12 protein-coding genes are annotated in these 12867 nt (G+C 41.0%); all 12 read left to right on the forward strand.

All coding sequences use genetic code 11. From position 1 onward, the window contains the following. Positions 1-28 precede the first annotated feature (28 nt). Positions 29-1096 carry a DUF3137 domain-containing protein gene (locus BLS24_RS00215; RefSeq protein WP_091755114.1) on the forward strand — a complete coding sequence of 356 codons (1068 nt, stop codon included), beginning with the start codon at positions 29-31 and terminating at the stop codon, positions 1094-1096. A gap of 3 nt (positions 1097-1099) precedes the next feature. Next, the gene (locus tag BLS24_RS00220) at positions 1100-1705 is read left to right on the forward strand and encodes a LemA family protein (RefSeq protein ID WP_091755115.1); all 606 of its coding nucleotides are present in this window, start codon (positions 1100-1102) and stop codon (positions 1703-1705) included. Between the two features lie 159 nt (positions 1706-1864). Continuing rightward, positions 1865-2131, forward strand: a complete 267-nt coding sequence (gene rpsO, locus BLS24_RS00225; RefSeq protein WP_071175647.1) for a 30S ribosomal protein S15 — start codon at positions 1865-1867, stop codon at positions 2129-2131. A 234-nt stretch (positions 2132-2365) separates the two neighbouring features. After that, entirely contained in the window at positions 2366-4456 is a 2091-nt protein-coding gene (locus BLS24_RS00230) for a polyribonucleotide nucleotidyltransferase (protein ID WP_091755116.1), read from the forward strand. A gap of 301 nt (positions 4457-4757) precedes the next feature. Further along, on the forward strand, positions 4758-6362 hold the full coding sequence (locus tag BLS24_RS00235; RefSeq protein WP_091755117.1) for a peptide chain release factor 3: 1605 nt from the start codon (positions 4758-4760) through the stop codon (positions 6360-6362). Between the two features lie 15 nt (positions 6363-6377). Continuing rightward, on the forward strand, positions 6378-7814 hold the full coding sequence (locus BLS24_RS00240; RefSeq protein ID WP_143015131.1) for a transglutaminase domain-containing protein: 1437 nt from the start codon (positions 6378-6380) through the stop codon (positions 7812-7814). A gap of 56 nt (positions 7815-7870) precedes the next feature. Then, a complete protein-coding gene (locus BLS24_RS00245) occupies positions 7871-8224 on the forward strand; it encodes an Asp23/Gls24 family envelope stress response protein (protein WP_091755119.1) in 354 nt (117 codons plus the stop codon). Between the two features lie 18 nt (positions 8225-8242). Beyond that, a complete protein-coding gene (gene nusB, locus BLS24_RS00250) occupies positions 8243-8644 on the forward strand; it encodes a transcription antitermination factor NusB (protein ID WP_091755397.1) in 402 nt (133 codons plus the stop codon). Beyond that, positions 8634-9860, forward strand: a complete 1227-nt coding sequence (gene xseA, locus BLS24_RS00255) for an exodeoxyribonuclease VII large subunit (protein WP_091755120.1) — start codon at positions 8634-8636, stop codon at positions 9858-9860. The genes nusB and xseA overlap by 11 nt, the downstream gene beginning before the upstream one ends. Further along, positions 9841-10074: an exodeoxyribonuclease VII small subunit gene (gene xseB, locus BLS24_RS00260; protein ID WP_072701501.1), complete on the forward strand. Its 234-nt coding sequence runs from the start codon at positions 9841-9843 to the stop codon at positions 10072-10074. Before xseA ends, xseB begins: the two co-directional genes overlap by 20 nt. Next, entirely contained in the window at positions 10074-11000 is a 927-nt protein-coding gene (locus BLS24_RS00265; RefSeq protein ID WP_091755121.1) for a polyprenyl synthetase family protein, read from the forward strand. Before xseB ends, BLS24_RS00265 begins: the two co-directional genes overlap by 1 nt. Before the next feature lie 16 nt (positions 11001-11016). Next, a complete protein-coding gene (dxs, locus tag BLS24_RS00270) occupies positions 11017-12867 on the forward strand; it encodes a 1-deoxy-D-xylulose-5-phosphate synthase (protein WP_091755399.1) in 1851 nt (616 codons plus the stop codon).

Below are 12867 nucleotides of genomic sequence, written 5' to 3' on the forward strand. Positions count from 1 at the left end.
CAAAATAGGAGCTAATAAAGGAGGAGAAATGGCGCAGGAGAAAAATGTTGGGGAAGAAAGATGCCTCTATACTGCAGAGGAAATCTTAGAGCCACGTGAAAAAGAAAAGTGGTATTTACTTGCTATATTTCTGATCACTGTGGTAGTCATTTTGGGAGATATTTTTGCTCCAATTCCATGGTGGGTTAAAGTCTTAGCTACATTATTTGCGATTGGACTCAACTTGCATTTTGTTGATGAAATACGCTTTGGAATCAGTATGGCAAAAGACCTGTCAGCAGCAGATTGCATTTTCAGAGCATTTGAACCAGATCTTGGTGTAAAAAATGTTTCCTATTCAAGAGAGTATAGTAAATATCATTGTCTTGATAGAATAAGGAAAGGTGTTACAGGCCCTGATGGAATAGAGAAAGAGGTTCCAGGTCGCAAAACTGTATTTAATATTGCATCTCTTGGATTTGGTTTTGAAGATCATGCACGAACATCATTCTTTGATGGTGGAACCAAGCAGATTATGCCTCGTTTACAGATTAGTGGCAGTTACAAAGGGCTTGATTACAACCTTGTTCAGTACAAGAAATATGCAGACACAGGAAGTGAAAAGTCTTCTAACCTTTTTGGGACAGATGATCGCTGGTCTAATGCTATGAATTATATAGAAATCAAGCTTCCAGATGATTTTCTTGGTTATGTTGAAGTGGGTGAGAAGGAGTTCATTCCTCTGAAAAAGGACGGAGCGATTGCTATTGAAACTGATGACATTATATTTAATAAACAGTTTAAGGTAATTACAAACGAAGAACTTGGAGCATTTATGCTTCTTAATCCAAGACATATCATGAGAATCAGAGATTTTTATGATTCACTTAGATCAAAAAAGTGGGCAAAAAAATTCATGCTCTTATTCATGAATGGATACTTATATACTCAGAATGAGTCAAGTACCTGGGTGGATATAAGTGCACCTCCACGTAAGAAAAAGAATATCAAAAGAGCAATCAAAAAGTGTAGGGGTATTGATGATTTCATCAGAACTTATATTGATGGGCTTGAACTTGATAAAGAAGATTTTACAACAAGAAAAAAAGGAGCTTAAAAAATGGACGTACAGCAGACAGCACAAACAGTTAATAACGCAGCTTATTTAGTTAAAGCTATAGTAGGAGTAGGAGCATTTTTACTGATCTTTATCGGTTGGTATGTTAGAACAAACAACAAACTCATTGTTTTAAAGAACAAAGTAGATGAAGCACTTAGTAACATCGATGTAGCTTGCCAGAAGAGAGCACAGTCAGTTAAGTCATGCTATGCAGCAGCAGCAACAGTACTTAGCGCAGAACAGAAGGTCCTCCTTGAGAGCTGCAAATATCGTTCAGGTATGAATTCAAAGGAAATCGCTCAGCTTGATTCAAATCTTACAAAGTCTATGGGCGTGATCAATGCAGTAGCTGAGAACTATCCTCAGATTCAGTCATCTGAGCAGTTCCTTAACCTTCAGAAGGTTATCACTGAGACAGAAGAGACACTCTTTGCTCAGAGAAGAATCTACAACAGCAATGTTACAGTATTTAACAGTGCTATCAAGATGATCCCTATGAACATCGTAGCTGGTATGCAGCACTGTGAACCTTACGAATTCCTTAAGGCTGAGGAAGAGGAAAAGAAGCCTTTCGAGATCCCAATGCCTAATATTGACTTAGGTTAAGTTTGACTTTACATAAAGACAAATTTATGCTAACATACTATAGTTGCTGACAAAATATCAGTAATAAATAGTAACAGAAACTACCAGTACTCGGATTAAGGATACTCCAACCTTTATCTGTGTATATGGCGGATTTCCAGAAAAAAGGAGAATGTAACAATGATTACAAAGGAAAAGAAAACAGAAGTTATCAACAAGTTTGCTAGAACAGCTGGCGACACAGGTTCACCAGAGGTACAGGTAGCTATCCTTACAGAGAGAATCAAGGAGCTCAACGATCACCTTTCAAAGAACCCTAAGGATCACCACTCAAGAAGAGGTCTTCTTAAGATGGTTGGTCAGAGACGTAGCCTTCTTGGATACCTTAAGAAGAAGGACATCGAAGCTTATCGTAAGCTCATCGCTGACCTTGGTCTTAGAAAATAATTCTGTGAACTATAAAGACGGGATATGGCTGAGTCACATCGGCTTATTCCGTCTTTTCAATTTTTACTAAAGTGCACTAGGTATATGGGTTCAAAGTTATAATAAAGATTATGTCTTCGTGATTTTTATTATGACCTTGAAAACCATATATCATAATAAATGTTTAAACTGCACACGCACCTGAAGCGTTTTTGCGGATGATGGACTGCGGATGGGCAGTAGAAGGAGAAAATAATGGTAAAGACTTATTCAATGGAACTTGCTGGTCGTACCCTTAAGGTAGAGATCGGTAAAGTAGGAAAACAGGCAAACGGATGCGCATTCATGCAGTACGGTGACACAACAGTTCTTTGTACAGCAACAGCATCAGCTAAGCCAAGAGACGGAATCGATTTCTTCCCACTCTCAGTAGAGTACGGTGAGAAGTTTTATGCAGTAGGTAAATTCCCAGGTGGATACAACAAGAGAGAGGGCAAGCCTTCAGAGAACGCTATTCTTACAAGCCGCGTTATCGACAGACCTATGAGACCTCTTTTCCCTAAGGATTACAGAAATGATGTAACAATCGAGACTATGGTTATGGCAGTAGATCCTCAGTGCAGACCTGAGCTTCTTGCTATGCTTGGTGCATCAATTTCAGTTTCAATTTCAGATATTCCTTTCGATGGCCCATGTGCTATGACACAGATAGGTATGATCGATGGTGAGCTTATCGTAAACCCAACTCAGGAGCAGTGGAACACAGGTGACCTCAAGCTTACAGTTGCATCTGTAGGACAGAAGGTTATCATGATCGAGGCTGGTGCTAATGAGATCCCAGAAGAGAAGATGAAGGAAGCTATCTACAAGGCTCATGATGTTAACCTTCAGATCATCGAGTTCTTCAAGGGTATCGTAGCAGAAGTTGGTAAGCCAAAGCACGAGTACACAAGCTGTGCAGTTCCTGAAGAGCTCTTTGCAGCTATCAAGGAAGTTGTTCCTCCAGAAGAAATGGAGAAGGCTGTATTCACAGACGACAAGCAGACAAGAGAGAACAATATCTCAGAGATCACAGACAGACTTACAGAAAAGTTTGCTGATAACGAAGAGTGGCTTGCTATCCTTGGTGAAGCAATCTACCAGTATGAGAAAAAGACAGTTCGTAAGATGATCTTAAAGGATCACAAGAGACCAGACGGACGTGATATCAAGCAGATCAGACCTCTTTCAGCTGAGGTTGACCTTATTCCTAGAGTACACGGAAGTGCTATGTTCACTCGTGGACAGACACAGATCTGTGACGTTGTAACACTTGCTCCTCTTTCAGAGGCTCAGAAGGTTGAAGGTCTTGATGCATTTGCTGCAGACAAGAGATATGTACACCAGTACAACTTCCCTGCTTACTCAGTAGGTGAGACAAAGGTTTCAAGAGGACCAGGACGTAGAGAGATCGGACACGGAGCTCTTGCAGAGAGAGCACTTCTTCCAGTTCTTCCTAGCGTTGAAGAGTTCCCATATGCAATCCGTGCAGTATCAGAGACATTTGAGTCTAACGGATCAACATCAATGGCTTCTACATGTGCATCATGCATGTCACTTATGGCTGCTGGTGTTCCTATCAAGAAGATGGTTGCTGGTATCTCATGCGGACTTGTAACAGGCGATACAGATGACGATTTCATCGTTCTTACAGATATCCAGGGACTTGAGGACTTCTTTGGAGATATGGACTTCAAGGTAACTGGTACAAAAGATGGTATCACAGCTATTCAGATGGATATCAAGATCCACGGTCTTACAAAGCCTATCGTTGAGACAGCTATTGCACAGTGCCGTGAAGCTAGATTATTCATTATGGATGAGTGCATGAGCAAGGCTATTGCCGAGCCTCGTAAGGAAGTATCTAAGTACGCTCCTAAGATTGTTTCTCTCCAGATCGATCCTGAGAAGATTGGTGATGTAGTTGGACAGAGAGGTAAGACAATCAACGAGATCATCGCTCGTACAGGCGTTAAGATCGACATCACAGATGACGGTAAGGTTTCAGTTTGCGGAGAAGATCAGGACAAGATCGCAGAAGCAGTTAACATGATCAATGTTATCGTTACTGACTTTGAGAAGGATCAGATCTTTACAGGTAAGGTTGTAAGCATCAAGGAGTTTGGTGCATTCGTAGAGTTTGCTCCTGGTAAGGAAGGCATGGTTCATATCAGCAAGATCTCTAAGGAGAGAATCGACCATGTAGAGGATGTTCTTACACTTGGCGATACAGTAAAAGTAATCTGCCTCGGCAAGGACAAGATGGGACGTATCAGCTTCTCAATTAAAGATTGCCCTAAGGACTGAATTAGCGGAACTTAACGCAAGGAATATTCTTGCCCATTTGACTGACGTTCTCACTCTATAGAAAACGTAGTGGTACTAAGGCGTCAAAAGACGACGCCTAAGTACCAACGTTTTCTAAAGCAGCCAAATTGTGCAAGTATATTGCCTTGCGTTTTATTTTCGTAACAGTTAACTAAGTTAATATTTGAGCTTATTTAATAAATATTAAGAGATGAGCTTATTTAATAAATATTAAGTGATGAGCTGATTTATATAATTTAAGACTTGAGTTTGTTTAGTTTATTATTTAAGGAATTAAGAGATGAGTAATACAAAAGAAACAATTAGCGAGATTAATAAGCGTCGTACCTTTGCTATCATTTCACATCCTGATGCTGGTAAGACTACACTTACTGAGAAGTTCCTTCTCTATGGTGGAGCGATCAATCAGGCTGGATCTGTTAAGGGTAAGGCTACAGCCAAGCATGCAGTATCTGACTGGATGGAGATTGAGAAGCAGAGAGGTATCTCAGTTACTTCTTCAGTTCTTCAGTTCAATTATGAGGATTGCTGCATCAATATCCTTGATACACCTGGACACCAGGATTTCTCAGAGGATACATATAGAACACTTATGGCGGCTGACTCAGCAGTCATGGTTATCGATGCTAGTAAGGGTGTAGAGGCTCAGACCAGAAAGCTTTTCAAAGTCTGTGCAATGAGCCATATTCCTATTTTTACATTTATCAACAAGCTTGATAGAGATGCTATGGATACCTTTGATCTTCTTGATGATATCGAGAATAACCTTGGTATTGCTACATGCCCTATGAACTGGCCAATTGGTTCAGGTAAGAACTTTAAGGGAATATATGACAGAAGAGAAGGACATATCGTTACTTTCTCAGAGACTCAGAAGGGTACCAAGGAAGGTAAAGAGACATTCATCTCCTTAGATGACAAGGCTGGAATCGACAGCATGGTAGGCCAGGATGCATTTGAAAAGCTCCAGGGCGAGATCGAGCTTTTAGATGGAGCTGGTGCAGAGTATGACCTTGAGAAGGTTAGAGCAGGTGAGCTTACACCAGTATTCTTTGGTTCAGCTCTTCAGAACTTTGGTGTTGAGCTTTTCCTTCACCACTTCCTCAAGATGGCCACACCACCTACAGGACGTACTTCTTCTGATGGAGAAGTTATTGATCCTATGGAGAGAGATTTCTCAGCATTTGTATTCAAGATTCAGGCTAATATGAACAAGGCTCATAGAGACAGAGTAGCCTTCATGAGAATCTGTTCTGGTAGATATGATGCCAACAATGAAGTTAAGCATGTTCAGAGCGGCAAGATAATGCGTCTTTCACAGCCTCAGCAGCTTATGGCTGATGAGAGAAAGATTCTGAGCGAAGCTTATGCTGGAGATATCATGGGTGTATTTGATCCAGGTATCTTCTCAATCGGTGATACAGTATGTATGCCAAAGGAAAATATCGTATACGAGGGAATTCCTACATTCGCTCCTGAACATTTTGCAAGAGTACGTCAGGTTGATACCATGAAGAGAAAGCAGTTCGTTAAGGGTATCACTCAGATTGCTCAGGAAGGTGCTATTCAGATATTCCAGGAGTACAACACAGGTCTCGAAGAGATAATCGTTGGTGTTGTAGGTGTACTTCAGTTTGACGTATTGAAGTTTAGACTTCAAAGTGAGTACAATGTAGATATAATTCTTGAGAATCTTCCATATGAGTACATCAGATGGGTTGATAATGAGGATGTTGATATGTCTTCACTTGTAGGAACATCTGACATGAAGAAGATCAAGGATATGCATGACAGACCACTTCTTCTTTTCATTAACGAGTGGAGTGTCGGCATGACAATGGAGCGTAATAAAGGACTTGTTTTGTCTGAGTTCAAAAAGAACTAAGTCTGGAGGAAAGCATTGATAAGTCAGGATAAGTTTTTGAGGAAATTTATCGCTTTAACATTAGCCGGGGTGTTATCTTGCGGGCTTTTGTCTGGATGCCAGTTTTCTAGTATAGATGAGTATCTTGAGTCCCTAGGGATGAAGGATGCCTCAGATAGTACTAGTGAGGCATCTTCTGATGGGACCTATTATGTCTCTGAAGATGTAGCTGTTAATAGTAGTGCTACTGTCAGCACATCTGCTGAAGCGGATGAAGGAGCTTCTTTTACCTCAGAAGATGAAGCACCTGCAGAACCAGATCAGACCACAACGGCAGAGTACAGTAACAAAAAAGTTTCTGGCTCAGTATCTGAGAAGGAACTGAAAGCTGCTAGAGAGGCCATAGGACTTACAGATTCTAACTTAGAGACCATCAAAAAGAAGCAGGAAGGACTCTATGCTTACGAGCGCCTTACAAATGAAGGCAAGACTCTTTATGCTGAGATCCTGACAATACTCGAAAACCAGGCTTTAGATATACTGGTTTCAACAACCAGTGATGAAGCTGTAGAACTGATCTTTGACTATGTAATGATGGATCATCCGGAGATCTTTTATGTGGATGGGTATCAGTATACGAACCACACAAGAGGCGATGTCATTGAGATGATCACCTTTACAGGTAACTATACATACACACCAGAGCAGGTTGCAGACAAAAAAGCTAAGATAAACGATGCAGTAAATAAGTGCCTTACCAATGCACCTTCTTCTGAAGATGAATACTACGCTATTAAATATATTTATGAGTATCTGATCACTAATACTGATTATGATCTTGATGCAGAGGACAATCAGAATATCTGCTCAGTATTTATAAATGGCAAGAGTGTATGCAATGGATACGCCAAGGCAGCGCAGTATCTTCTTAATAAGATTGGGATCAAGTGCACACTAGTTACAGGAACAGTTGATACCAAGAGTTCAAAGGGTGTGAGACACGCTTGGAACCTGGTTCAGTGTAATGGAACATATTACTATGTAGATGTTACCTGGGGAGATTCTTCTTATCAGACCAGTAACGGCGAAACTGCTGATGCTACCAAGCTTCCTGCAGTAAATTACGACTATCTGTGTGTTACTTCTGATGATATCGGCAAGACACATCATATTTCAGATCTTATAGATATGCCTGTTTGCAGTAGCATGACAGACAACTACTATGTAAGAGAAGATGAGTATTTTAAGTCAGCAGAGATGTCTCTTATCAAGGACCTCTTTGACAGAAGATACAAGGATGGAAGTAATAACGTAACAATGAAGTGCGCTACCAAAGAGGTTTACGATAGTATCTTTGAACAGCTCATTACTAATAAAGGCGTCTTTGATGTGCTTCAGGGTGATACCAGCAGCGTGTCATATACCACATTTGCTGAGACCAGGACTATAATATTCTGGATTGATGCGAATTGATTATGATATACTGTATAATGAATTAGATTATTAATGTGTTTATTGAGGTGACAATTATGGGAAAAGAAATTGCAGAGGTTGGATCAGTTAAGATCGCAGATGACGTAGTTGCTAGAATCGCAGCTCTTGCAGCCCTTGAGGTTGAAGGCGTATCTGCTATGGCTGGTAATTATACAAGTGATGTTCTTGAAAAGGTTAGCCGCAAGAATCTTGCAAAGGGTGCGAAGGTTGTTGTTGGTCAGTCAGAGGTAAAGGTTGATCTTGCACTTATGATGGCTTATGGATTCAATATTCCAGCTACATGTCAGCAGGTTCAGACTCGTGTTAAGGCTTCAATTGAGAACATGACAGGACTTGAAGTTACTGATGTTAATATTAGGATCGCCGGAATTACAATGCCAAAGGCATAAGATAGGAATGAAAGTATGATGAATAGAACAGAACTGAGGGAGCAGGTATTCAAGCTGCTCTTTCGTGTTGAATTTAATTCAAAAGAAGATATGGCAGAGCAGGAGGAACTCTTCACAGAGACTAGTGATCACGAGTTCTCTAAGGCTGATGCCGATTACGTTAGAGAAAAATACGAGAAGATAGCAGAAAAGCTTCCAGAGATAGATGAAGCTATCAACAAGGAAACTTCTGGCTGGGATACAAGCCGAATGGCTAAGGTTGAGCTCACTATCATCCGTCTTGCTATCTATGAGATCAAATATGATGATACAGTACCTACGGGTGTTGCTATTAACGAGGCAGTTGAACTTGCCAAGAAGTTTGGTCAGGATGGCTCATCCGCTTTTGTAAATGGAGTGTTAGCAAAATTTGCGCAGTGAATATACAGTCACACAGGTTAATTCTTATATAAAGAATATGTTTACTCAGGACTTTCTCCTTAAGTCACTTACTATTAAAGGAGAGGTCAGTAATTTAAAGTACCACTCATCTGGACATATTTATTTTACGTTGAAGGATGCAGGTGGTGCTATTTCTTGTGTGATGTTCCGTGGTGATAGAGACAGAGGCGGCCTTAAGTTTCAGATGAAGGAAGGTCAGCAGGTCAAGGCTAGCGGAACAGTTGATGTATATGAAAGAGATGGCAAATATCAGCTTTATGCAAGACAGATAGAACTTGATGGAGCTGGAGCTCTTTATGAGAAATTTGAAGAATTAAAACAAAAGCTACTGGAACAGGGCATGTTTGCAGAAGAATACAAACAGCCTATTCCATCATATATCAGGACTCTTGGCATAGTTACAGCTCCAACTGGTGCAGCTGTGCGGGATATTATAAATGTAGCGACACGCAGAAATCCGCATATTCAGATAATTCTTTATCCTGCCATAGTTCAAGGTGAGAAGGCTTCCGAGAGTATTGTCAGAGGAATTGAGACTTTATCCAGGAAACAGGTTGATGTTATCATTGTTGGCCGTGGCGGAGGTTCTATAGAAGATCTTTGGGCATTCAATGAGGAAATAGTCGCCCAGGCAATCTTTGATTGTCCAATTCCTATTATATCTGCAGTTGGTCATGAGACAGATACTACAATAGCAGATTATGTTTCAGACAGAAGGGCTCCTACGCCTTCAGCTGCTGCAGAAATTGCAGTATTCGAATATAACAGATTCGTGCAGGATATAGAGGATTACTCTTTTACCCTTCATAGGAGCATGGAAAATAAGTTAAACAGCAAGAAGCTCCTGATGGACAGATATAAAGAGTCCTTGAGACTTTTAAGCCCTCAGGGCAAGATAAGAGATAAGCTCCTTAGACTAGACGGATTTGCAGATACTCTGCAGTCTCTTATGGATAGGAAGCTTACAGATTATAGGCACAGGCTTAATATTGATATCGAGAAATTAAAGGGCCTGTCACCACTTGATAGATTGAAGGGTGGATATTCCTATGTGGCTGGTGAAGATGGTAGCAACGTAAGGAGCATCAAGGACATTCACAAGGATGACAAGCTTTCAATCTACGTAACAGATGGAACTATCAAGGCTAAGGTTATAGAAACTGAGGAAAATGCGTATGGCAGCCAAGAAGACTGAGGATAAAAAAGAAAAGCTCTCTGTAGAAGAGGCTTTCAGCAAAATTGAAGAAAAGATCCATGCTCTTGAAAAAGATGACATCTCTTTAGAAGATTCTTTTAAAGAGTATCAGGAAGGCATGAAACTACTTAAGAATTGCCACGAGGCTATAGAAGAGGTTGAACTCAAGGTTCAGAAGATAGCAGAAAATGGCAGTCTGGAGGATTTTGAGTAATGAAGAGCGAAGGCTTTGAAAGTCGCCTCAAAGAGCGAGTATCAGAAGTTGAGAATATATTAAAAAAGTATCTTCCAAAAGAGGAAGGTTATGCAAAGACTGTTATTGAGGCTATGAATTACAGCCTTTTAGCAGGAGGCAAGAGACTTAGACCTATCATGATGATGGAGTCCTATCGCCTTTTTGCTGGAGCAGATGCTGATCTTAAGGTGGTAGAGCCTTTTATGGCAGCAATGGAGATGATACACACCTATTCACTTGTGCACGATGATCTTCCAGCTATGGACAACGATGAGTACAGAAGAGGCAGAAAGACTACTCATGCAGTATATGGCGCAGGTATGGCAACACTTGCTGGTGATGGCCTATTAAACCTTGCTTTTGAGACAGCAATTGCAGGCTCAGTTTCAGATTCTTTTGACGGACAAAAAAGATACCTTAAGGCTCTTAAAGTCCTTGCTACCAAGGCTGGAATCTATGGCATGGTAGGTGGTCAGTGCGCTGACATCGTAGCAGAGAACAAGACGGATATCCCTGATGAGGAGATGAAGGATACCTTAAGTTATATAGATGAGAACAAGACAGGAGCTCTCATTGAGAGCAGTCTTATGATAGGAGCGATCCTTGGCGGAGCAGATGAAAGTGCTGTAGAGGCCATTGAGAAGGCTGGAAGTTGCGTAGGAGTTGCATTCCAGATTCAGGATGATATCCTTGATATAGTTGGAAATCAGGAAGAACTTGGTAAACCGATCGGTTCAGATGAAAAGAACGGAAAGAGCACCTATGTGAGCCTTTATGGCATGGAGGGAGCTTCTAACAAGGTAAAAGAACTCTCTGATGAGGCCTCCAAGATACTTAGTGATCATGGCTTTGAAAACACATTTTTGGATGAGCTCTTTCAGTATTTGATCTATAGAAAGAAATGATGGATGGTAGATGAACATGCTGCTTGATCAGATAAATAAAACTGGAGATATAAAGAATATTCCTGCAAATAAATATCCTGAACTTGCACAGGAGATCAGAGAGTTTTTGATAGACAACCTTTCAATCACAGGTGGACACTTAGCTTCTAACCTTGGAACGGTTGAGCTTACAATGGCTCTCCATGTAGCTTTAGATCTTCCAGAAGACAAGATAATATGGGATGTAGGGCACCAGTCATACACTCACAAGATCCTTACTGGCAGGAAAGATAAATTCAGTACTCTTCGTCAGTACGGCGGAATCAGTGGTTTCCCCAAAAGATGTGAGAGCGATACAGACTGTTTTGACACAGGTCACAGCTCAACCTCTATTTCAGCAGGCCTTGGAATGGTCAAGGCTAGAGATCTTCAGCAGGATGACTACACAGTAGTATCTGTTATCGGTGATGGATCTCTTACTGGCGGACTTGCCTATGAAGCCCTTAATAATGCAGCCAAATTGGAGACTAACTTTATCATTATCCTTAATGATAATGAGATGTCTATTTCTGAGAGCGTAGGCGGTATGAACAAGTACCTTAACGGTGTTCGTACTGCAGAAGGGTACTTAAACCTCAAAGAGGACGTATACGCTCAGCTTCGTAAGAATAAAAAGGCAGTTACAGGAATCAGAAGAGCCAAGAACAGCTTTAAGCAGCTCTTTGTACCTGGAATGGTATTTGAGAACCTTGGAATAACATACCTTGGACCAGTTAATGGTCATGATACAGCAGGCCTTATCAGGACTATCAAGGAGGCCAAGAAGGTCAAAAAGGCAGTTATGATCCATGTTATGACCAAGAAAGGTAAGGGCTATGAGCCTGCAGAGAGACATCCTGCTAGATTCCATGGCACAGAACCTTTCCTTGTTGAGAATGGTCTTCCTAGAAATCCTAGAACTACTGCTAACTATCAGGATATCTTCAGCACAGTTATGTGCAAGCTTGGAGACAGAAATAGCAAGGTGGTGGCTATTACTGCAGCTATGGCTGATGGTACAGGTCTTAAGAGATTTAGGAACATGTACAAGGATAGATTTGTAGATGCAGGCATTGCTGAGGAACATGCTGTTACTTTTGCAGCTGGTATGGCTACAGGTGGCTATAGACCAGTGTTTGCAGTTTATTCATCCTTCCTTCAGAGGGCATATGACCAGATCTTAGAGGATGTATGTCTTCAGAACCTTCCTGTAGTCTTTGCTGTTGACAGGGCAGGACTTGTAGGAAGTGACGGCGAGACTCATCAGGGGATATTTGATATCTCATATCTTTCAACTATGCCTAATATGCACATCATGGCGCCAAAGAATAAATGGGAGCTTTCTGATATGTTGAAGTTTGCTGTTGAGTTCAATGGACCAACTGCTATCAGATACCCTAGAGGAAATGCCTATGATGGTCTCAAGGAGTTCAGAGCTCCAATAGAGATGGGCAAGTGCGAGCCTATCTATGAGGAAAAAGATATCTGTCTTCTGGCTCTTGGCAGTATGGTCAAGAGCGCAGAGGAAGTCAGAAATATCCTCAAAGAACAGGGACTTAAGTGCAGTCTTGTGAATGCAAGATTTGCTAAGCCTATAGATACTGATTACATTCACATGGCAGCCAAGGACCACAAGCTCTTTGTAACAATGGAAGAGAACGTTGCCTGCGGCGGTTATGGCGAGAAAGTAAGAGCATATCTTGATGAGAACAAGATCGATGCTGATATGCTTCAGATAGCTATTCCTGATCAGTTTGTAACTCACGGAAATGTGGACAAGCTCAGACAGGAACTTGGAATAGATGCTAAGTCTATTGCAGATAGGATATTAAAAGAAATACACAGGTAA

Origin of the sequence: Butyrivibrio sp. INlla18, from assembly GCF_900103635.1 — a bacterium.
In the GTDB taxonomy this organism is placed as follows: Bacteria; Bacillota; Clostridia; order Lachnospirales; family Lachnospiraceae; genus Butyrivibrio.